21 protein-coding genes are annotated in these 19423 nt (G+C 74.7%); 7 read left to right on the top strand and 14 right to left on the bottom strand.

Translation table 11 applies throughout. The features are described from left to right. Nucleotides 1–22 precede the first annotated feature (22 nt). On the bottom strand, nucleotides 23–970 hold the full coding sequence (locus Sdia_RS02995; RefSeq protein WP_100456308.1) for an alpha/beta hydrolase family protein: 948 nt from the start codon (nucleotides 968–970) through the stop codon (nucleotides 23–25). A gap of 75 nt (nucleotides 971–1045) precedes the next feature. On the opposite strand from Sdia_RS02995, the gene Sdia_RS02990 reads away from it, so the two are divergent. Then, nucleotides 1046–1606 carry a helix-turn-helix domain-containing protein gene (locus tag Sdia_RS02990; RefSeq protein ID WP_100456307.1) on the top strand — a complete coding sequence of 187 codons (561 nt, stop codon included), beginning with the start codon at nucleotides 1046–1048 and terminating at the stop codon, nucleotides 1604–1606. Between the two features lie 32 nt (nucleotides 1607–1638). On the opposite strand, the gene Sdia_RS02985 is transcribed toward Sdia_RS02990, so the two are convergent. The 5 genes from Sdia_RS02985 to Sdia_RS02965 all read right to left on the bottom strand — a co-directional run bounded on the left by Sdia_RS02985 (nucleotide 1639) and on the right by Sdia_RS02965 (nucleotide 5688). Beyond that, a complete protein-coding gene (locus Sdia_RS02985) occupies nucleotides 1639–1923 on the bottom strand; it encodes an MGMT family protein (protein WP_100456306.1) in 285 nt (94 codons plus the stop codon). Beyond that, on the bottom strand, nucleotides 1920–2465 hold the full coding sequence (locus Sdia_RS02980; protein ID WP_115067750.1) for a DUF488 domain-containing protein: 546 nt from the start codon (nucleotides 2463–2465) through the stop codon (nucleotides 1920–1922). The genes Sdia_RS02985 and Sdia_RS02980 overlap by 4 nt, the downstream gene beginning before the upstream one ends. Before the next feature lie 28 nt (nucleotides 2466–2493). Continuing rightward, complete coding sequence (locus Sdia_RS02975; protein ID WP_185393281.1) at nucleotides 2494–2706, bottom strand: hypervirulence associated TUDOR domain-containing protein; 213 nt, start codon at nucleotides 2704–2706, stop codon at nucleotides 2494–2496. Between the two features lie 216 nt (nucleotides 2707–2922). Beyond that, the gene (locus tag Sdia_RS02970; protein WP_185393282.1) at nucleotides 2923–4137 is read right to left on the bottom strand and encodes a serine hydrolase domain-containing protein; all 1215 of its coding nucleotides are present in this window, start codon (nucleotides 4135–4137) and stop codon (nucleotides 2923–2925) included. 153 nt (nucleotides 4138–4290) lie between these two features. Then, nucleotides 4291–5688 (bottom strand): NAD(P)/FAD-dependent oxidoreductase, encoded by a 1398-nt coding sequence (locus Sdia_RS02965; protein ID WP_100456303.1) that lies wholly within the window; start codon nucleotides 5686–5688, stop codon nucleotides 4291–4293. A 207-nt stretch (nucleotides 5689–5895) separates the two neighbouring features. Between Sdia_RS02965 and Sdia_RS02960 the strand changes: the two genes are divergently transcribed. After that, nucleotides 5896–6903, top strand: a complete 1008-nt coding sequence (locus tag Sdia_RS02960) for an aminoglycoside phosphotransferase family protein (RefSeq protein ID WP_100456302.1) — start codon at nucleotides 5896–5898, stop codon at nucleotides 6901–6903. Between the two features lie 333 nt (nucleotides 6904–7236). Here Sdia_RS02960 and Sdia_RS02955 read toward each other — a convergent pair whose 3' ends face one another. Next, nucleotides 7237–7623 (bottom strand): hypothetical protein, encoded by a 387-nt coding sequence (locus Sdia_RS02955; RefSeq protein ID WP_100456301.1) that lies wholly within the window; start codon nucleotides 7621–7623, stop codon nucleotides 7237–7239. Nucleotides 7624–7705: 82 nt separating this feature from the next. Beyond that, on the bottom strand, nucleotides 7706–8215 hold the full coding sequence (locus Sdia_RS02950; protein ID WP_100456300.1) for a hypothetical protein: 510 nt from the start codon (nucleotides 8213–8215) through the stop codon (nucleotides 7706–7708). A gap of 349 nt (nucleotides 8216–8564) precedes the next feature. On the opposite strand from Sdia_RS02950, the gene Sdia_RS02945 reads away from it, so the two are divergent. Beyond that, nucleotides 8565–9920, top strand: coding sequence for a M1 family metallopeptidase (locus tag Sdia_RS02945; RefSeq protein ID WP_124287708.1), 1356 nt, complete (start codon nucleotides 8565–8567; stop codon nucleotides 9918–9920). Nucleotides 9921–9938: 18 nt separating this feature from the next. Here Sdia_RS02945 and Sdia_RS02940 read toward each other — a convergent pair whose 3' ends face one another. Continuing rightward, nucleotides 9939–10646 carry a TetR/AcrR family transcriptional regulator gene (locus tag Sdia_RS02940; protein WP_185393283.1) on the bottom strand — a complete coding sequence of 236 codons (708 nt, stop codon included), beginning with the start codon at nucleotides 10644–10646 and terminating at the stop codon, nucleotides 9939–9941. A gap of 210 nt (nucleotides 10647–10856) precedes the next feature. On the opposite strand from Sdia_RS02940, the gene Sdia_RS02935 reads away from it, so the two are divergent. Next, nucleotides 10857–11822, top strand: a complete 966-nt coding sequence (locus Sdia_RS02935) for an NAD-dependent epimerase/dehydratase family protein (RefSeq protein ID WP_229830953.1) — start codon at nucleotides 10857–10859, stop codon at nucleotides 11820–11822. 197 nt (nucleotides 11823–12019) lie between these two features. Here the strand turns inward: Sdia_RS02935 and Sdia_RS02930 are convergent, their stop codons facing one another. The 3 genes from Sdia_RS02930 to Sdia_RS02920 all read right to left on the bottom strand — a co-directional run bounded on the left by Sdia_RS02930 (nucleotide 12020) and on the right by Sdia_RS02920 (nucleotide 13674). Next, a complete protein-coding gene (locus tag Sdia_RS02930; protein WP_229830950.1) occupies nucleotides 12020–12328 on the bottom strand; it encodes an alcohol dehydrogenase catalytic domain-containing protein in 309 nt (102 codons plus the stop codon). Next, on the bottom strand, nucleotides 12328–12897 hold the full coding sequence (locus Sdia_RS02925; protein WP_115067753.1) for a GNAT family N-acetyltransferase: 570 nt from the start codon (nucleotides 12895–12897) through the stop codon (nucleotides 12328–12330). Before Sdia_RS02925 ends, Sdia_RS02930 begins: the two co-directional genes overlap by 1 nt. Before the next feature lie 201 nt (nucleotides 12898–13098). Beyond that, nucleotides 13099–13674, bottom strand: a complete 576-nt coding sequence (locus Sdia_RS02920) for a TerD family protein (RefSeq protein ID WP_030697175.1) — start codon at nucleotides 13672–13674, stop codon at nucleotides 13099–13101. 188 nt (nucleotides 13675–13862) lie between these two features. Between Sdia_RS02920 and arfB the strand changes: the two genes are divergently transcribed. Beyond that, complete coding sequence (gene arfB, locus Sdia_RS02915; RefSeq protein ID WP_189500128.1) at nucleotides 13863–14330, top strand: alternative ribosome rescue aminoacyl-tRNA hydrolase ArfB; 468 nt, start codon at nucleotides 13863–13865, stop codon at nucleotides 14328–14330. Between the two features lie 64 nt (nucleotides 14331–14394). On the opposite strand, the gene Sdia_RS02910 is transcribed toward arfB, so the two are convergent. Next, nucleotides 14395–14979: a flavin reductase family protein gene (locus Sdia_RS02910; RefSeq protein ID WP_100456528.1), complete on the bottom strand. Its 585-nt coding sequence runs from the start codon at nucleotides 14977–14979 to the stop codon at nucleotides 14395–14397. 478 nt (nucleotides 14980–15457) lie between these two features. On the opposite strand from Sdia_RS02910, the gene cdgB reads away from it, so the two are divergent. After that, the gene (cdgB, locus tag Sdia_RS02905) at nucleotides 15458–17194 is read left to right on the top strand and encodes a diguanylate cyclase CdgB (protein ID WP_100456296.1); all 1737 of its coding nucleotides are present in this window, start codon (nucleotides 15458–15460) and stop codon (nucleotides 17192–17194) included. Between the two features lie 210 nt (nucleotides 17195–17404). After that, the gene (locus Sdia_RS02900; protein ID WP_100456295.1) at nucleotides 17405–18373 is read left to right on the top strand and encodes a carbohydrate-binding protein; all 969 of its coding nucleotides are present in this window, start codon (nucleotides 17405–17407) and stop codon (nucleotides 18371–18373) included. 83 nt (nucleotides 18374–18456) lie between these two features. On the opposite strand, the gene Sdia_RS02895 is transcribed toward Sdia_RS02900, so the two are convergent. After that, nucleotides 18457–19374 (bottom strand): LysR family transcriptional regulator, encoded by a 918-nt coding sequence (locus tag Sdia_RS02895; protein ID WP_100456294.1) that lies wholly within the window; start codon nucleotides 19372–19374, stop codon nucleotides 18457–18459. Nucleotides 19375–19423: the final 49 nt, after the last annotated feature.

Here is a 19423-nt window from a genome sequence, read left to right as displayed (position 1 = left end):
GGGAGGCCGGGAGGGGAGGGGTTCAGGAGGAGGCGAGGTGCCCTTCGGCGGGCTGCTCGCGGGTGTCCGTGGCCAGGTGCCGGGCGAGCCAGCCGGCGACGAGGTCGAGCAGGCCGGCGTCGACCGGTTCGCGCAGCAGGCGGCGGCAGGAGTTCAGGCTGGGCCGCCCGGGGTCGCGCCGCAGGACGTGGGTGAGGTCGGGGGAGCGGTGAATCTGAGCGCCGCCGGGGACCAGTCGGGCGATCTCCGCCAGGTCCCCCGGGTCGACCTGGAGGTCCTTGTCGCCGGTGACGGCGAGGACCGCGGCGCCGACGGCGGCGAGGTCGTCCCGGGTGTCGTGGACCAGCATCTCCCGCAGCCAGCGGGCGTTGACCTTGTTCCCTGCCACCCGCGCCACGTCCGTGCGGGTCCGCTTCACCCGGCCGAGGAGCCGGCTGCCCACAGCCGCCAGCGGCCGGCGCAGCGCCCGGACGGGAGCGGGCATGCCGGCCACCACCGAGCGCCCCTGCCACCGGAAGGCCTCCTCGCCCAGATTGGCGAAGCCCGCCAGCAGCACCACGGCGCGCACGTCCGTACGGGCTCCGAGGGCCATGGCGTGCAGGGCGCCCTCGCTGTGGCCGATCACGCCGGTGGCCTCCGCGCGGACGTCCGGCCGGTCCGCCAGGGCGCGTACCGCCGCCGCGGCGTCCTGGCGGTTGCCGGTGAAGCCCGCGGTCCGCCAGTCACCCGGGGTCGCGCCGGTGCCGCGCCGGTCGTACCTGAGGGTGGCGATCCCGCGTGCCGCGAGCGCCCCGGCCACCGGTCGCGCCAGCTCCATCCTGAGCTGCGGGCTGTTGCCCTCGCGGTCCAGCGGGCCCGAGCCGTGCAGCAGCACGACGGCCGGGTGCGGTCCGGGGCCGGCGGGCAGCGTCAGCGTGCCCGCCAGCGGGGTCCCGTCGTCCGCGGTGACCGTCATGTCGATGTCGCGCAAGGCGCTGCCTCTTCCGTCCGGCGGGGTGTTCGTTCTCAACTCCGAGAACGTTATCAGATGTGAGATCATGGGGGCATGGCCACCGCGAACCTCCTCCTCCACCCCGTCCGTATGCGCATCCTCCAGACCCTGGTCGGCGCCGGCGAACTGACCACCGCGCAGCTGCGGGAACGGCTCCCGGACGTCTCCTCCGCGAGCATGTACCGGCACGTCGGGACACTCGCCAAGGCCGGGATCATCGAGGTCGTCCAGGAGAGACCCGTGCGCGGCACGGTCGAGCGCAGCTACCGGGTCCGGCAGGACGAGGCGCTCGTGGACGAGGACGCCCGCGCCCGCATGACCAAGGACGACCACCGGCAGGCGTTCACCGTCTTCACCGGGGCGATGATGGCCGACCTCGACCGCTACCTCTCCCGCGAGGACGCCGACCCCCCGCGCGAGGGCGTCCTCTACCGGCAGGGCGCCGTCTGGGCGACCCCGGAGGAGTTCGCCGACCTGGTCCGGGAGCTGGAGGAACTGGTGGCCCGCCGTACCGCCCACGCCCCCGGCGACGGCCGCACCCGCCACATCATCAGCCTCGCCCTGCTCCCCGACAAGATGGCCGGAGAGGAATCTCCGGCCCCCGAAGCCCCCTGAGCCCCGTCCCCGCCCGGCGCGGCGCGCGGCGGTCAGAGGGGCCAGTGGTGCCGCGCCCGCGCCAGATCGACCCGGGCGCCGCGCATCGGCGTGCCCTCCTCGGCGAGCAGCGCCGGGGCCCGGCCCTCGTGGCACGAGGCGGGCGTCCCGTCCGCGTACACCACCCGCCACCACGGCACGTCCTCGCCGAGCAGGCTCATGGCCCGTCCCACCTGCCGGGGCCCGAGCCCGAGGTGGGCGCCCACCTCTCCGTACGAGGCCACGGCGCCCGCCGGGATCGTCGCGACGGCCTCCCGGACGGCGTCCACGAAGCTCATGCCGCCTCCGCCTCGGGCGGCGGGTAGGTCAGACGGCCGTCGCGTACCCGCGCGTTCTCGTTGAGGGCGGCGGGACGTACGGAGGTCTCCGACAGGAGGTGCTCGACCTCGGCCCCGGCGACCAGCAGCGCGTCGGCGATGAGCCGCCGGTGGCAGCGCCACGGCACCGCCTCGCTGCACATGATCGCGACCCGTTCGCGCTCCGCCAGCCCCAGCAGCTCCCGCATCCCCTCCGCGAACTCCGCCCCGGCCATGTGGTCGGCGTAGTCGCGGAACGCCTTGACCCGCCACGCGCCGTTCTCGCTGGGCTCGCCCTTCGGGGTGTACCGCCTGCCCCCGAGCTGCGGGATCCAGCGGTAGCCGATGTCCGGCGGCAACTCCTCGGCGACCGCCTCGCGATTCCACTGCGGGTGTTTCCGCGAGGCCGGGAAGGCCCGCACGTCCACCAGGCACGTCACGTCGTGGGCCCGCAGCATCCGCACCACCTCGTCGAACTCCCGCGTCGAGTGACCGAGGGTGTGGACCCGGTAGGGACGCGCCATGACGCCCTCCTCCCGCCTCCCGCCCTGGTCAGAACAGCTTGGTCAGGGCGCCGCCCTTGTGCAGGGCGATATGGTCGGTCTTGTCGCTCTTGATCTCGTACTGTGGATCGTCCGGCGAACAGTGGTGGGTGTACCCCTTGAACTCCACGTCGCGCGTGTGCTTCTCGACGATCACGCCCTGGACGTGCCCGGCCTCGGAGTTCCACCGCACGTGGTCCCCCACGGAGAACTGCTGCGCCATCCCGATCCCTCCACTCCCACGGTCGTCCACCCGGCACGCGTACCCGTACGCCTACCCCTCCAGCCTCCCTCGCCGGGGCGGGCGGCGCGAACGCGCGTGGCCGCCTGCGCCGGGGGACGCGCGGGCACCGGTGCCCTGGCGCGACGGACGACGACCGCGTCGCCGCCCGGACGACTCCCGGGTGGCGACGCGGTGCAGTGGTCCGCGTGGTGGGGACTACGCGCAGACGGCCGTCTCCGCGAGGTCCTGGACGTGCTGGTGGGCCTCCAGGACGGCTTCCGGCTCGGCGGCGACGGCGGCGGAGAGGGCGGTGACCGCGACGGTGGCCGCGCGGCCTTCCTCCGTGACGCCGCCGAAGGTCTCGTAGCCGTGGATGGCGCCGCCGTGGCCCCAGAGGTCGGTGCCGCAGGACAGGGGGGTGCGGAAGAGTCCCAGGCCGTACTCGGCGCCAGGGGTGGGGGCGCCCTCGGTGGCGGGGACGGTGGTCTTCATCTCCTTCAGTTCGGCGGCCTCCACGACCTCGCCGTCGAGCAGGGCGGAGAAGAAGTGGTTGAGGTCGCGCGGGGTGGTGACGAGCTGGCCGGCCGCCCATGCCTGGGACGGGTCGAGGCGGGTGATGTCCTCCAGCGGGGCACCGGGGGAGGAGGCGCCGTACCCCTTGGGGTGGGTGCCGCGGATGTCGCGCTCGCCGGTCCTCGGCCAGTAGGTGTCCTCGAGACCGAGGGGGCGGATGATCCGGTCGGTGAGCTCCTCGCCGAAGGGGCGGCCCGTGACCTTCTCGACGAGCAGGCCTGCCAGGAGGTAGTTGGTGTTGCTGTAACTCCACCGGGCGCCCGGCTCGAACAGCGCCTTCTCGCCGAGGGCGAGGTCGAGGCCCTCGCGCGGGTTGTAGTAGGTGTCGCGGATCTCGAACGGGTCCGGGTCCAGGTGCTGGGTGTAGTCGGGCAGGCCGCTGGTGTGCTGGAGGAGGTGGCGCACGGTGATCCGGTTCCCGTCGATGCCGTCGCCCCGGACCAGGCCCGGCAGGTACGTCTCGATCGGTGCGTCCAGGTCCACCCTGTCCTCGCCGACGAGCTGGAGCACGAGCGCCGCGGTGAAGGACTTGGTGTTGCTGCCGGCCCGGACCTGGCCGTTCACCGGTACGGCCGCGTCGGTCGCCAGGTCGCCGGTGCCGGCCGTGTAGTCGCGGACGCGTCCGTCCCCGTCCTCGACGGCGGCCAGTACGGCGGGGAAGCCGTCCTCGCGCACCAGGGCCCGCGCGCCCTTGCTCACGGCGTCCCGCTCGCCGGGGTGGTCCGGGGCGCCGTAGGCCAGGGAGCCGCTCACGGCGAGGCCGCCGCCCAGGACCGCCAGTGCGGCGACGAACGCCCTCACGCGGCCACGCTGCTTCTTCGGCTTGAGCGGGGCGGAGGTGTGAAGACCGAGGGACACGGTGTTTCCTTCCAACAGGGCTGTTCTCGCGACCCCTTGAGCATGTCGCGGACGGGCCCTCCGCTCGATGGCGGCAGCTTGCCGAACGGAGGTGCGGACAACCCCACCCCCGCCCTGTGCCGGCCCCTACCCCCGCGGCCCCGCTCCCCGTCCCTACCCCCGCCCCGAGACCCGGTCCGCCGCGCGGGCGAGCCACGGTGTGGTGGCGTCGGGGCGGGCGAGTTCACGGCGGTCGGCCGCGCGGTAGGCCGCGTGGAGGGAGCGGACGCCGAGCCAGCGCAGCGGTTCCGGTTCCCACTTGCGGACGCGGTGGCCCGCCCAGGGGAGGGCGGTGAGCTCCGTGGCGGTGCCCTGGCCCGCGTCCTGCTGGACCAGGTCGCGCAGGGTGCGGGCGGCGAGGTTGGCGGTGGCGACGCCCGAGCCGGCGTAGCCGCCGGCCCAGCCGAGGCCGGTGGAGCGGTCCAGGGTGACGGTGGCGCACCAGTCGCGGGGCACTCCGAGCACGCCCGACCAGGCGTGGGCCACCTCGGTCCCCTCCAGGACGGGGAAGAGGCGGACCAGCAGCGCGCGCAGGGCCTCGACGGTGGTGGCCGGGGTGCGCCCGGCCGTGTCGGTCCGCGAGCCGTAGCGGTACGGGACGCCCCGGCCGCCCAGCGCGATGCGGTCGTCCGGGGTGCGCTGGGCGTACAGGTAGGCGTGGGCCAGGTCGCCGAGTGCCTCGCGGCCCTGCCAGCCGATCTCCTCCCAGACCTCCGGCGGCAGCACCGGTGTGGCGATGAGTGAGGAGTTCATCGGCAGCCAGGTCCGCCGCTCGCCCTTGAGGGAGGCGGTGAACCCCTCGGTGCAGCGCAGGACGTAGGGGGCGCGGACCGTGCCGTAGGGGGTGACCGCGTGCTTGGGGCGGATCTCGGTCACCGGCGTCGCCTCGTGGACGACCACGCCGAGCGCCTCCACGGCCGCCGCCAGGCCCCGCAGGAGTTTGACCGGGTGGAGGCGGGCGCCGTGCGGCGTCCAGGTCGAGCCGACGGCGCCCGCGACGCGTATCCGGCGGGCGGTCTCGGCCGCGCCGTACAGCTCGCGGTCGCTCTGCCCGTATCCCAGCTCCGCCTCATGGAATGCCTTCAGGCGCATCAACTGGGCGGGCGTGTACGCCACTTCCAGGACGCCGCCCTGGTGGATGCCGGCGTCCACGCCCTCCTCGGCGGCGACCTTCACCACCTCGTCCACGGTGGCGTTCATCGCCCGCTGGAGGCGGATCGCCGCCTCCTTGCCGTGCAGCTTCGCGTACCGCTCGCGTCCGGCGACGCCGTTGTACAGCCAGCCGCCGTTGCGCCCGGAGGCACCGAAGCCGCAGAACCGCTGTTCCAGCACGATGATCCGCAGGTACGGCGCCGCCTTCTTCAGGTAGTACGCCGTCCACAGCCCGGTGTAGCCCCCGCCGACCACGCACACGTCGGCGCTCGCGTCGCCGGGCAGCGGCTCGCGGGGCTCGCCGGAGCCCTGGTCGGCGTGCCAGAAGGAGATCCCGCCGTTGACGGTGACTGCGCTCATGTCTCGTGCCCCGGGTGTGTTCGGCGCCGCCCGGCCCGCCGGGTACGGGCGGGTGCGAGAGTGCGGCGCGGGAGGTCGGTCGGCTCGGACAGGACGGTACTGCGCGCGGCGGCCCGGCGGGAGAGGGGCCCGTGGCCGCCCGGTCCCGGCGGGTCGAGGACCCGAATTCCCGCGCCCCGGACGCCTTCCGGCTCGTACGATCACCGCGTGACCCAGCCCGGCGCCTTCCCGCACCCCGACGGCCACCACCCCCACCACGCCGGTGACCTCCACGAACCCGGGGCCGGCGCCCCCTGGCCCGGCCTCGCGGTCCCGCCCGGACTCGCCGCCAGCCAGGCTCGGTTCAACGGCGCGCGGGGCCGGGACTTCGTCGCCGCGCTGCCCGGACGTGCCGCCCGCTTCCGCGAGGCCTGGGGACTGCGCCCGGACGGCCCGGCGATGCACGGCACGGCCTCCCTCGTCCTCCCCGTCCGGCTGCCCGCCCACGGCGACGCACCCGCCGTGCTGAAGCTCCAACTCCTCGACGAGGAGAGCGCCGGTGAGGGGGCCGCCCTGCGCGCCTGGAACGGTGACGCCGCCGCCCGCCTGCTGGCGGAGGACCCGGCCACCGGCACCCTGCTCATCGAACGCCTCGACGCCGGCCGCCCGTTGGCGGCGCTGGCCGACACCGACCAGGCCGTCACCGTGCTCGGCGCCCTCCTCGCCCGGCTCTCCGCCCACGCCGCCCCGCCCGGGACGCGGCGCCTGGCCGACATCGCCGCCCGTCTCGTGGCCGACGCGCCCCGTACCGCGGCCGCGCTCGGCGACCCCTTCGAGCGGGCGCTGCTGACCGACGTCGCCGCCGCCGTCCGCGAGGTCCTGCCCGACGCGGGCGACCGCCTGCTGCACTGGGACCTGCACTACGGCAACGTCCTCGCCCCGTACCCCGGCACCGAGGCCGCCGCACGCGGCGCCTGGCTGGCCATCGACCCCAAACCCCTCGCCGGCGACCCGGGCTTCGACCTCGCTCCCGCCCTCCACAACCGCTTCGACCCCGGCGCCGTCCGCCGACGCTTCGACGCCCTGACCGCGCTGGCCGGGCTCGACCGGGCCCGCGCCGCCCGCTGGACCCTGGCCCGCGTCCTCCAGGAGACCCGGTGGAACGTCCTCGACGGCGCCCACCGCCTCCAGCCCGACCAGGCCCACATCGCGCGCGTCCTGCTCGGCCGGGCCTGACGGGCCGCGACTCGCGGTCGCCCGTGACCCGCACCCCGCCCGGCCGGCGTGGCCGCCGGGAACGCGATGACCCGCGGCCCGCCGCGTACGAGAAGAGGCTCGGCGCGGCACGCCTCACGAGGAGCAGGCGCACCGTGCCCTTCGGGCCGCGCCCGGCCGCCTCCGCCCGCCTCGCCGGGAACGGCACCACCGGCGGACCCGCCGGCTTCGCCCGAACTTCGTGAGCAGGCGAAGGCCGGTCCACCCGCCTGCTCGGGCGGACCGGCCTCTCCCCAGGCGCGGCATCGACTCTCCGCGCTGTCCGCGAGTCTGGGACCTCAAGTCGGCTTGAGGTCAAGCTCCGGGGTGCCGGGGCCCGGTGCGGGACCGGGCGACCGCGTCGGCCCGGTCGACGGCGTCGGCGTCGGCGTCGGCGGCGGCCACGGTGGCCCGGTGACGGCGCAGGGCGCGGAAGGACCACAGCGCGTGGGCCGGCCACAGCACCGCGCCGACGGCGTTGGCGACCAGCAGGAAGAGGTCGGCGCCCCAGGAACCGGTGACGAGGGCGGTGATGACCACGGCCCAGGTCAGCACGGCCAGCGCCAGCGAGAACCAGCGGCCCCAGCGCAGCACGCGGACCGTGGACGGGGAGAGCGGGTACGTGGTGGTGCCCCGGCGCGGCGGACGGGCCCGGTGGGGGGTCATCCGGGGCGTGCCGGGTGCGGCGTGCGAGTGGTTCACGGTGCCTTTCCCTCCGTCGGCCGCGGACGTGTCCTGCCGGGACGCGTACCCCCGGGCAGCCGGGTCAGACCCGCGCGGGCCCTCAGCGGGGCGCCGGCAGCCGGGGGAAGCGGGCCTGGAGGTCCCAGACCACCGGGTTGTCCGCCAGCGAGTCGTGCAGGTCGCAGAGGTCGGCGACCACGTCGTGCAGGAAGTCACGCGCCTCGCGGCGCAGCTCGGCATGGGAGAAGGTCAGCGGCGGCTCGTCGGCCCTCATCCAGTCGGCCTCGATGTCGACCCAGCCGAACCGCCGGGTGAACAGCATCCGGTCGCTCGACTCGGTGAAGTCCAGCTCCGCGTACTGCGGTCGCGAGGCGCGGCTGCCCCGGGGGTCCTGGTCGAGCTGCTCGACGATGTCGCACAGCGCCCACGCGAAGTCGAGCACCGGCACCCATCCCCAGGCTGTGGACAACTCCCGGTCGGCCCCGGTGTCCGCCAGATACACGTCCCCGCAGAACAGATCGTGCCGCAGGGCATGCCGGTCGACCCGGGCGTAGTCCAGGTCGGACGGGTCGGGGAAACGGGCGGAGAGGGCGTAGCCGATGTCGAGCACGCGTCCATTGTCCGGCACCCGGGTGGCAGCGGGCGCCGCTCGCCGGCGGGGGCGTCGTCCAGTTCCGGCAGGCGGGGCGCCGGCCTCGAAGTCGCCCAGCCCGTGACGCCGCCCGGCCGGGAGCCGGAGGGGCGGTCACCACGTCCTCCGCTCCCGCCCCGCGACGCGCACCGCCTGGACCGCGTCCGAGGCCCCCACACGCCGGGCCCGGACCCCCGTCCGCGCCCGGCCGCCCGCCTAGGATCACCCCGTGCCTCCCCCACGCCGCCCCCGCTCCGCCCGTGCCGCCCTCGCCGCCGCCGGCGCCCTCGCCCTACTGGTGACGGTCGCCGGGTGCGGGGGCGGGGGAGTGCGCGGGACGCCGGGGGCGGCCGGGGTGCTCGACCCGCTCTTCCCCCGGCTGGGCAACGGCGGCTACGACGTGCGCCACTACGACCTCGCGCTCGACTGGGCCCCGGCCCGGTCCGGTCAGCGGGCCGAGCAGCCCTTGCGGGGGAGGGCGCGGATCACCTCGCGGGCCACGCAGAACCTCAGCGCCTTCAACCTCGACCTGAAGGGGCTGGAGGTCACCTCGGTCACCGTGGACGGGCGGCCCGCGCGGTACGACCACGCCGGGACGGAGCTGACCGTGCGGCCCGAGAAGGAACTCGACAAGGGGAAGACCTTCCGGACGACCGTGGAGTACGCGGGCCGGCCCGGGCCGCTGGAGGACGCCGACGGCAGCAAGGAGGGCTGGCTCACCGGGGACGGCGGCACGGTCGCGCTGGGCGAGCCGTCCGGGTCGATGACCTGGTTCCCGGGCAACCACCACCCCCTCGACAAGGCCACGTACACCCTGCGCGCCACCGTCCCGAAGGGGCAGCGGGCCGTCTCCAACGGTGAACCGGAGACCACCGAGCCGCGGCCCGGCCGCGACGGCCGCACCACCTGGACGTGGAACTCCCGCCACCCCATGGCGAGTTACCTGGCCACCCTGGCGATCGGCCCCTACCGTCTCACCGAGTCCCGTACTCCCTCGGGCCTGCCGGTCGTCGACGCGGTCGCCCCCGGCGAGGACGCCGGGGAGCTGGAGCGGCTGCCGGAGGTGCTGGACTGGTCGGTGAAGCGGTTCGGGACGTACCCGTTCGACTCGGCCGGCGCCGTCGTCCTCGCCCCGGACACCGCCGGATACGCGCTGGAGACCCAGACCCGGCCCGTCTACCCGGGCTCCCCCGACGTGGGCCTGATCGTCCACGAGACGGCCCACCAGTGGTTCGGCGACTCCGTCACGCCCCGGACCTGGCAGGACGTCTGGCTCAGCGAGGGGTTCGCCACCTACGCGGAGTGGCTCTGGGACGAGGACCACGACGGGCCCACCGCCCAGGACGCCTTCGACCGCCTCCACGCCACCTCCGGCGACGCCGGCCTCTGGGCCTTCCCCCCGGCCGATCCGCCCGACCAGGACTCCCTCTTCGCCGACCCCGTCTACCAGCGCGGCGCCATGACGCTCCACCAGGTCCGCCGCGTCCTCGGTGACACCCGCTTCGCCGCCCTCCTCAAGGGCTGGCCGCGCGAGTACGCCCACCGCAACGCCCGCACCGCCGACTTCACCGCCTACGCCGAGTCCCTCGCCCCCGACGGTGACACCCGCGAGGCGCTCACCCGCACCTGGGCGGTGTGGCTGCGCGCGGACGGCAAGCCGGACAGCGCCGCGCCGGGACGGTGACCGGACCCGGCGCCCCGGTCACGGCAGGTGGAAGGCGTCGGCCAGCAGGCCGATCTGGAGCGGTAGCAGGGTGGCGGGCCGCTGGCCCATGCCGGTGAACTGCCCGGCGGCCTCCAGCCCCACGACGCCGTGCAACTGCGGCCAGGCCATGACCGCACCGGTGAGCGCGACGGCCGCGGCGGGGTCGTCGGCGGTGCGGCCCGTCCACTCCGCCACCCACGCGGCCACCCCGGCGTCCTCCCGCAGCCACGCCGCCGACTCGGCCGTCAGCGGGGCCAGGGCGGGCCGGGCCCGGCCTCCGGCGAAGACGGCGAGAAACGGGCCGAGGACGGCGCGGGCCCGCGCCAGGGTGTCGGCCGGGGCCTCGAAACCGGGTACGGGGGTGCCCTGGATCAGCAGGTACAGATGCGGCTGGGCGAGGGCCCAGTCGCGGTAGGCGGCGGCCAGCGCCTGGAGCGCGGCCCGTCCGCCGCCGGTGGTCCCGACGCCCGCGACGGCCTCGGCGACCGCCTGATAGGCGTCCGTGACCAGCTCCGCGAGCAGTTCGTCGCGGCCGGCGAAGTACCGGTAGAGGGCGGGCCCGGACAGGCCGATCTCCTTGGCGATGCGCAGCAGCGCCACGTTCTCCACGCCGCCCTCGGCGAGCCGCCGTACGGCGCTCGCCTTGATCTCGCCGCGCGTCTGCTCGCGGTACCGCTCCCGGGGGGTGCGGGGCCGGTCTGCCATGCCTGTCCTCCTTCTGCGACCCGCCGCGGGCCGCGGCCGGCGCACGTGTCGTCGCGAGGACTTTACGTCTCGCGCCGGCGAGGTGTCGCCCACCAACGTGATGGCGCGTAGCCTCAGTTACACGGTATAACTGAAGTGATGGCGCGTAGTGCGCCGAGCGGTGGTGGCCCGTGCGCCGCCGCGTCGTCCGTCCACGAGAGGTGTCCAGTGGTGTCCCAGAGCACGCGCAACGACGTACGCGACCTGCATGTCGTCCTCGGTGCCGGCCCGGCCGGCTCGACCCTCGCCGGGGAGCTGGCCCGCCGGGGCCACGAGGTCCGCCTGGTCGACCGGTCCGGCGACGGCCCGGCGCCGGAGGGCGTGACCCGCGCCCGGGGCGATGTCGGCACCCTCGAAGGGGCCCGGGAGGCCGTCCGGGGCGCCGCCGTCGTCCACCACTGCGTGAACGTGGCCTACCACCTCCAGACCGAGGTGATGCCCGGCGTCCAGGAGGCCGTCCTCGGCGCCGTGGAGGCCGAGGGCGCCAGGCTGGTCGTCCTCGACACGCTCTACCCGTACGGCGAGACCCACGGCGAGGTGATGACCGAGGAGACTCCGTGGCGGGCCACCAGTGCCAAGGGCAGGATGCGCGCCGCGCTGGACGAGAGGTACCTGGCCACCCACCGGGCGGGCCGGGCGCGTGTGGTGCTGGGCCGCTCGGCCGACTTCACCGGACCCGGCGTCCTCAACTCCACGCTCGGCGGCGCCGTCTTCCCCGGCGCGCTGACCGGCGGCGAGGTGCTGGGGCTGGGCGACATCGACCTGCCGCACAGCTACACCGACATCCGCGCCGTCGCCGCGGGCCTCGCCACCCTCGGCGAGCACCCCGAGGGCGACGGCCGTGTCTGGCACCTGCCGACCGCGCCCGCCCGCACCACGCGGGAGGTCCTCCGGATGATCGAGGAGCGGGTCCGGCGGCCGCTGAGGCTCCACGTCATGACACGCCCGCGCGCCTTCGGCCCGTTCGACGAGGTCTTCATGGACGCGTACGCCGAGCTGTTCTACCAGCACACCGAGGCGCAGGTGATGGACTCCACCGCCATCCAGGACGCCTTCGGGCTGCGGCCCGTCGACCTCGGCACCACTCTCGACGACACCCTGGCCTGGTACCGCGACCTCCTCGCCGCCCGGCGCTGAGACCGGCGGCGGCCCGGCCTCGGTCCTCGTGGCCGGTCCAGGGGAAGGCCGCCCCGCCGCCGCGGGTGCCGTCGGTGATCCACCAGCGGCCGCCGCCGCTCAGGGCCAGCTCCGGGCGGCCGTCGCCGTCGAAGCCTCCGGCGACCGGGGCCGTGTGGTAGCCGCTGCCCGGCAGTGGCACGCGCCCGTGCGGGCTGTCAGGCGGCCGTCAGGCCCCGCGCGCAGTGCGGGCAGGTGCCGCAGTACAGGTGGGTGGGGAGGACGACGCGGTCACCGGGGCGGACCGAGGTGACCGCGCCGCCGGTCGCCTCGACCACACCCAGCGGCTCGTGGCCCAGCACCATGCCCGGTCCGGCGCCGGTCCGCCCGTCGTACATGTGCAGGTCGGTGCCGCACAGGGCGCTGGAGGTGATCCGCACCAGCGCGTCGGTCTCCTCCTCGACCACGGCGTCCTCGACCTCGCGGACGGCGACGCGGCGCTCGGCCTCGTGGACGACGGCGCGCATCACACCTCACCGCGCGTGACGGCGCCCTCGGGCCTCGTCCCCGTCTCCGCCAGGTCCTTGCGCAGCACCGCGCACCGGCGGCCGCGCCGCAGGTCGGGGCGGTGGTCGACCGGGGTGTAGCCGAGCGCCTCCCAGAAGGCGAGGGCGGGCGCGTCGGTGTCCAGCACGGCCAGCCGCAGCCCGGTGCGGCCCGCCTCCCGGAAACGGGCGGCCAGGTGGCCGGCGAGGGCGCGGCCGTGCCCCTCGCGACGCCGCGCCCCGTGCACCAGGAGCAGGCCGATCCACGCGTCGGGGTCGCCGGGGTCGGCCGGGTGGTGGTCGAGGGTGACGGCGACCGCGACCAGTTCGCCCCGGACCCGTGCCAGGTGGACGACGCTGCCGGGCACGGAGAGTTCGTCGGCGAGGGCGGCCGCGACCTGCGGGACGCGGATGTTCCCGGCGTCCGGGAAGTCGCCGGTCAGTTCGTGGAACTCCTGCGCGGAGGCGTAGACCTCGGTGATCTCGGTGAGCAGGGCACCGGGCAGCGCCGCGTCGTCCGGCGTCACGATGTCGACGTACATGGGGCCCACGCGCGCTCACTCCCTCGTCCGCACCGCCCCGGTCCGGCCGGAGCCGGGGCTTCGATTCTGCGGCGGGGTGCGGCGGCGGGCACTTGGAGTGGGCCGTACGGAGAGGTGTCCGGCGGGGGCTCGGGCCGGGGGCGGACACGCGGCCGCCCGGCCCTCCGGGGTGGGACGGGGGGCCGGGCGGCGCGGGACGGGGGGCGTCGGTCAGACGTTGACGCCGAAGTCCTGGGCGATGCCGACCAGGCCCGAGGCGTACCCCTGGCCGACGGCGCGGAACTTCCACTCCGCGCCGTTGCGGTAGAGCTCGCCGAAGACCATGGCGGTCTCGGTGGCGGCGTCCTCACTCAGGTCGTAGCGGGCGATCTCGGTGCCGCCGGCCTGGTTGACGATGCGGATGTAGGCGTTGCGCACCTGGCCGAAGTTCTGCGAGCGGGACTCCGCGTCGTAGATCGAGACCGGGAAGACGATCTTGTCGACGTCGGCGGGGAGGCCGGCGAGGTTGACGTTGATCGCCTCGTCGTCGCCGTCGCCCTCGCCGGTGCGGTTGTCGCCGGTGTGGACGATGGTCTGGTCCGGCGTCTGCTTGTTGTTGAAGAAGACGAAGTGGCCGTCGGAGTAGACCTTGCCCTGGGCGTTGACCGCGATGGCGGAGGCGTCGAGGTCGAAGTCCGTACCGGTGGTGGTGCGGACGTCCCAGCCGAGGCCGACGGTGACGGCGGTCAGGCCGGGAGCCTCCTTGGTGAGGGAGACGTTGCCGCCCTTGGACAGGCTTACAGCCATGGGATGTCCCTTTCGTCGTGTGTCGCGGGCTTCGTACGCGGGACGAAGCTGCCGTCACCCTTTGCAACGCCACAACCACCCCGCAGGGTTCCATCTCTCTTTACTTTCTTTGCCCGGAGGCGTGAAGTCGGCCACCGGGCGCGAAAACGATGTGACGCGCGCCCCCGGGACGCGCGACCATGGGTGACATGTCCGCCGACCGAAAGCCCGGCGCCCCGAAGCCCGCCCCCGCCGGCGGTCGCGTCATCCGGGGCTCGGTCGTCCTGCCCGACTCCGAGCTGACCTGGCGCTTCTCCCGTTCCTCGGGCCCGGGCGGGCAGCACGTCAACACCAGCGACAGCCAGGTGGAGCTGCGCTTCGACCTGGCCGCCACCCAGGCGCTGCCCGAGGTCTGGAAGGAGCGGGCCCTGGAGCGGCTCGCGTCCCGGCTGACCGGCGGCGTCCTCGTCGTACGGGCCTCCGGCCACCGCTCGCAGTGGCGCAACCGGGAGACCGCGCTGGACCGGATGGTCGCGTTGCTCGGCGAGGCCACCGCGCCGCCGCCCAAGCAGCGCCGCCCCACCCGCGTCCCGCGCGGGATCAACGAGCGCAGGCTGCGCGAGAAGAAACAGCGCTCCGAGGTGAAGCGGAACCGGGGGCGGGGCGGCGACTGGTGAGCCGCCGGAGCACCGGGGGCCGCCGATACACCCACGCGGCCCGCGAGGCACGCGTGCGGGGCGTTTATCGGCCGAGGTGACGGTAGCGGCCCCGGTAGTAGACGAGGGGCCCGCCCTCGGCGGAGGGCAGCGCGGCCGACAGGACGCGGCCGATCAGCAGGGTGTGGTCGCCCGCCCGGACGCGCTGCTCGGTGCGGCATTCCACGGCGCCGAGGCCGCCCTCGACCAGTGGGGCACCGGTGTACGCGCCCCGGGTGTGCGGCAGCGAGGCGAAGAGCAGGCTGTCGCTGAGGCGGCCGCTCATGGCGAACCGGCCCGCGATGTCGCGCTGGTCCTCGCCGAGGAGGGAGACCGCCCACAAGGGCTGGTCGGTGAGGACGTCGTCCATCCGGGAGCCGGTCCGCACGCTCACCATCACCAGCGGCGGGTCGAGCGAGACGGAGACGAAGGCGGTGGCGGTCATCCCGGCGTCCTCGCCGCGCGGGCCGTCCTCGGGGTCGTGCGCGGTCACCAGCACCACACCGGCGGCCAGCCGGGACATGGCGGCGCGGAACTCTTCGTTGCTCACCCCTTCAGCATGCCCCGGCCCGGACGGGGCGGCGGGGGCGGCGGGCGCGGGGGAGCCGGAGGCGGCGCTGGTCGTGAACACCCTCGTCACGTTAGTCCTCGCTCCCGGAGGGTCACATCGGCCGCGGGAACCAGCGGGGACCTAGGTCCCCGGTCCGACCTCCGCCGTGGGTCCCGCCGTCGTCCGCGCGGGGTCGCCGCACTCCCGGAATCATCTGTTCCGGGGGTGCGCGGGAGGCGGTGTTGGCTGAAATCAGGCTGTTGTCGACCGGCGGATGCCGCGAAGTGGCAGGGTGTGAGCGGAAGGTCGCCTTCCGGGACCGGGTGGGATGCGTGTTCCGCCCGGGTTCGGGCAGGTCCTGGGCAACTCCGGGTGAATATGCCGCAAGGCGTCGAAGTCACCCGTAGATCTTGTGACTTGAGTCACAGAACGAACATTTTGTTGACCCTGTGTACCGAGTGAACAGCTCGCTGTGATTCAGTGGCCGGGAACGGATGACGTGACACTGAGGGACGCTGCCCATCCTGGAGTTGCTGTCGAGGTCTCGGGGAGAGAGCGCATGGAGACCGAGTCGGAGCCCTACGTCCGCCTTGCGACCCTGCGGCAGCTCCACCAGGTCGTCGCGGACCTGAACACCGCCCGCAGCCTGGCGGACACCCTCCAGACCGTCGCCGACGGCGCGGTCACCGGACTCGGGTACGAGATCTGCGCGGTCAACCTCGTCCAGGCCGACGGGGACCTCGTGGTCGCCGCCGTCGCGGGAAACTCCTCCGCCGAGGCCCTCCTCGCCGGCCAGGTCGGCCCCCGGCACGCCTGGGAGCACCGCCTGTCCATCGCCGAACACTGGGGCGACCTGCGCTTCATCTCGCACACCGAGGCGTGGGCGCTGGACGAGGACGGCGTCCCCGGCTGGTACACCCCGGCCCCCGCCCCCCGCTTCGAGGACGAGTGGCACCCCGGCGACCGCCTCTTCGCCCCGCTCCACGCGACCGGCGGCGACGAACTCCTCGGCGTCATCTCCGTCGACCGGCCCCGCAACGGCCGCCTCCCCGGCCCCTGGGGTCAGGAGGCGTTCCAGATGTACGCCTTCCAGGCCGCGATAGCGATATCCAACGCCCGGCTCCGCGCCAACATGCAGCGCGCCCTGGTCCGCCTGGAGCGCGAACAGCAGGCACTGCGTGCCAGCGAGGAGAGCTTCCGGCAGGCGTTCGAGTTCGCCCCCAGCGGCATGGCCATCGCCGAGATGGGCGGCGACCAGCACGGCCGCATCCTGCGCGCCAACGACGCCCTGTGCCGGCTGCTCGGCCGTCGCGCCAACACCCTGCGCCGCTACACCTTCTCCGACCTCGCCCATCCCGAGGACATCGGCACCCTGCTGCGCACCAGCGCCGAGGGCGGCCGCACCGAGGTCCGCCTCTCCACCAACGAGGGCGCCTACCTCTGGGTGAGCCTGCGCAACTCCGTCGTCGCCGACGCCACCGACGGGCCCCGGCTGCTCCTCACCCACGTCGAGGACATCACCGAGCGCAAGCGCCACGAGATGCAACTCGCCCACCGCGCCAGCCACGACGCCCTCACCGGCCTGCCCAACAGCGCCGAGCTGCGCGCCCGGCTCTCCGCCCGCCTCTGCACCCGGCCGCACGCCGGCCGCCCCAGCGCCGTCGACACCCTCGACGCCGCCTACGGCGGACCCGCGCCCGGCATGTTCCCGGGCGCGGCAGACAAGGGCGACGCGTACGACCAGGACGCCCACGACTTCGGCCTCGACCTCGGCCTCGGTCCCGGCGGCGCCCGCCAGAGCGCGGGCCCGACCGGCGCGGGCTTCGGCGTCGCCCCGTACGAGCACCATGTGCACACCGTCGCCCCCGACGAGGACGGCGACCAGGAGAGCGAGAGCGCCAAGGGTCTGGCCGTGCTCTTCTGCGACCTCGACGGCTTCAAGTCGATCAACGACCGGTTCGGCCACCACACCGGCGACGCCGTCCTCATCGAGGTCGCCCGCCGCCTCACCAACGGCGTCCGGGACGGCGACACCGTGGCCCGGCTCGGCGGCGACGAGTTCGTCGTCCTCGCCGACGGCCTCTGCCAGGCCGACGCCCAGGACCTCGCCGTCCGCCTGCGCAACGCGATCATCCCGCCCATCCGCGTCGACGGCCGCGCCGTCCGCGTCGGCGCCAGCTTCGGCATCGGCTGGGCCCACTGCGGCATGTCCGTGGAGGAAGTCCTGCAATCCGCCGACCAGCGCATGTACATCGAGAAACGTTCCCGCTCCAAGCAGCAGCGGCGGGCGGGGTAGGGCTCCGGACGCCGCCCGCCGGCCGGGCCGAGGGCGGCCCGGCGCGCTCGACACCGCCCTGTGGCGCCCCGGCGAGCGGCGGGCGCACAAAAGAAGGCGGGTTGAAACCTCGGGGAGGGGCACATCACCCCTTCCCGTCAGATCGAGCGGGTAGGCTCGCCGAGTCGATGACCCTGCGATTCCGGTACGTGTTTGAGGAGTGACCACGGGATGACACCCGGCCCTGGCAACAACGGCGCCTCTGGCGACAACGGCACGCCCGAGGGCGACGACCCTTTCGGCTACCTGTACGCCGACGGGCAGGCCGCCGGTGCCACCCCGCCCGGCGGGGGCGGCGGCTACGGCTACCCCGGCCCCCGCTCCTCGTACAACCAGGTGCGTGCCGTCGGTGAGCGGCGCTACGGCGGCCAGCAGGCCCAGGGCGGGTACGGCTACCCGCCCCAGCAGCAGCCCTACGGGCAGGCGCCGCAGGGCGTGCCGCCGCAGCAGCACGGTGCGCCGCCGCCGGTGGCGCCCGGAGGCGGCCACGGGCGCGGCTCGGGTCCGGGCGGCCCGAACACGCGGATGCTGTTGATAGGTGCCATAGCGGTGGTCGTCGCGGTGGTCGTGGTGATCGCCGTCATGATGTCCTCCGGCGGCGACGACAAGGGCGACGAGGCCGGCCAGGACACCGCGCCGACCGCCGACGCCGGAGGCGGCGAGGGCGAGAAGGACCAGCCGGAGGAGCCGCGGGAGGACGAGGAGGAGAAGCCCGTCGACCTCCCGAAGACCGACGCCAAGGCCCTCAAGCTGGAGGGCGGCACCGTCACCGCCTCCGACATCCAGGGCGCCGAGGCCGGTACGTACGTCGCCGGCTTCAACAAGGTCGGCGCCAAGCTGACCTGGACGGTCAACGGCATCCCCGAGGACGCCGGCTACAGCCTCCGCGTCTCCTACGGCGTCCCCGGCAAGGCGGCCGACGCCACCATCTTCGTCAACGGCAAGGCCCAGGAGCGCCCGCTCAACATGGACAACTTCGCCAAGGTCGAAGAGGGCGAGTGGACCGACAAGTGGGTCAACACCTGGGCCGTGGTCAACCTCACCAAGGGCACCAACACCATCACCCTCTCCTGCGAGGAGGGCAACGAGTGCGACGCCAACATCGACCAGTTGTGGCTGAAGGAGGGCACGCAGGGCTGAGCCCCGCGTGACTCCGCCACCGAGGCGTACGGCCGGGGCGCCCCCTCACGAGGGGGCGCCCCGGCCGTTTCTCCGGCGGGTCCTCACGGCGTCCAGACGCCGCCTCGGGGCCGGCCGGGGTAGGCGGCCGTGAGGTGGCGGTGGAGGGCGGCCAAGGAGGGATGGGGGTTGTCGGCGCGCCGGATCAGGGCGTGCGGGTAGACCGGCGTCGGGTCGACGAGGGGGATGCGGCGCAGGTCGTGGCCGGCGGGCCAGACGAGCGGGGTCTGTTCGCTGACGAAGGTGGCCAGGGTGGTGGAGGCGGCGATGGTGTCGAGCAGCGGCTCGATGCCGAAGTCCGGGCCGACCGTGTCGACGACCAGACCGAAGGCGTCCGCCAGCGCCTCGTAGTAGGCGGTCCACTCGGTGCCGGGCGCGTTCCCGGGCATCCAGATCCGGTGGCCCGCGAGCTGGGCCGGGGTGATCGAGGGGGCGTCGGCGTACGGGTGGCCCGGCCCGGTGAACAGGTGGAGCGGTTCGTCGAAGACCGGGGTGGCCGTGACCCCGGCGGGCAGCCGGTGGCCCGGCACGGTCATGGCGCGGAACGTCGCGTCGACGGAGCCGTCCCGGACCGCCGCCACGGCCGTGCCGGAGTCGAAGAGCGTGACGACGTCCAACTCCGTGTCGGGATGGGCCCGGTGGAAGCCCCGCAGCAGGCCCGCCAGCGAGAGCTGCCGCCCGATCACGTCGACGCGCAGCGCCCTGCTGCCCGGCCGCACCGAGGCGGCGGCCCGCTCGGCGGCCCGGAGCAGCGCGCGGGCGTGCGGCAGGAACGCCTGTCCGTCGAGGGAGAGCCGCGCTCCGCGCGCGTCCCGGTCGAAGAGGCGGACGCCCAGCTCCCGTTCCAGGGCGGCCACGCGCTTGGACACCGCCTGGGGCGTGATCGCGAGGTCGACCGCGGCTTCCTGGAACTGCCCGGCCTCCGCGACGGCGACGAAGGTGCGTACGGCGGTGAGATCCATGCCGACCAGCGTACGTCGGACAACCGTTGGTTGATCGTGGGTGCGGGGT

It is taken from the genome of Streptomyces diastaticus subsp. diastaticus (genome assembly GCF_011170125.1).
GTDB lineage: Bacteria > Actinomycetota > Actinomycetes > Streptomycetales > Streptomycetaceae > Streptomyces > Streptomyces diastaticus.
The sequence above is the reverse complement of the archived record's forward strand: the minus strand, read 5'-3'. Positions and strand labels throughout refer to the sequence as shown.

Coding starts and splice junctions, on each gene's coding strand:
- Sdia_RS02940 (WP_185393283.1), bottom strand. CDS start 10,646: ATGGCAGACCGGCCCCGCACCCCCCGGGAGCGGTACCGCGAGCAGACG.
- Sdia_RS02985 (WP_100456306.1), bottom strand. CDS start 1,923: ATGAGCTTCGTGGACGCCGTCCGGGAGGCCGTCGCGACGATCCCGGCG.
- cdgB (WP_100456296.1), top strand. CDS start 15,458: ATGGAGACCGAGTCGGAGCCCTACGTCCGCCTTGCGACCCTGCGGCAG.
- Sdia_RS02920 (WP_030697175.1), bottom strand. CDS start 13,674: ATGGCTGTAAGCCTGTCCAAGGGCGGCAACGTCTCCCTCACCAAGGAG.
- Sdia_RS02975 (WP_185393281.1), bottom strand. CDS start 2,706: ATGGCGCAGCAGTTCTCCGTGGGGGACCACGTGCGGTGGAACTCCGAG.
- Sdia_RS02895 (WP_100456294.1), bottom strand. CDS start 19,374: ATGGATCTCACCGCCGTACGCACCTTCGTCGCCGTCGCGGAGGCCGGG.
- Sdia_RS02990 (WP_100456307.1), top strand. CDS start 1,046: ATGGCCACCGCGAACCTCCTCCTCCACCCCGTCCGTATGCGCATCCTC.
- Sdia_RS02900 (WP_100456295.1), top strand. CDS start 17,405: ATGACACCCGGCCCTGGCAACAACGGCGCCTCTGGCGACAACGGCACG.
- Sdia_RS02930 (WP_229830950.1), bottom strand. CDS start 12,328: ATGCGCGCCGTCGTCCACGAGGCCGAGCGCCGCGTCGCCGTCCGCGAG.
- Sdia_RS02965 (WP_100456303.1), bottom strand. CDS start 5,688: ATGAGCGCAGTCACCGTCAACGGCGGGATCTCCTTCTGGCACGCCGAC.
- arfB (WP_189500128.1), top strand. CDS start 13,863: ATGTCCGCCGACCGAAAGCCCGGCGCCCCGAAGCCCGCCCCCGCCGGC.
- Sdia_RS02980 (WP_115067750.1), bottom strand. CDS start 2,465: ATGGCGCGTCCCTACCGGGTCCACACCCTCGGTCACTCGACGCGGGAG.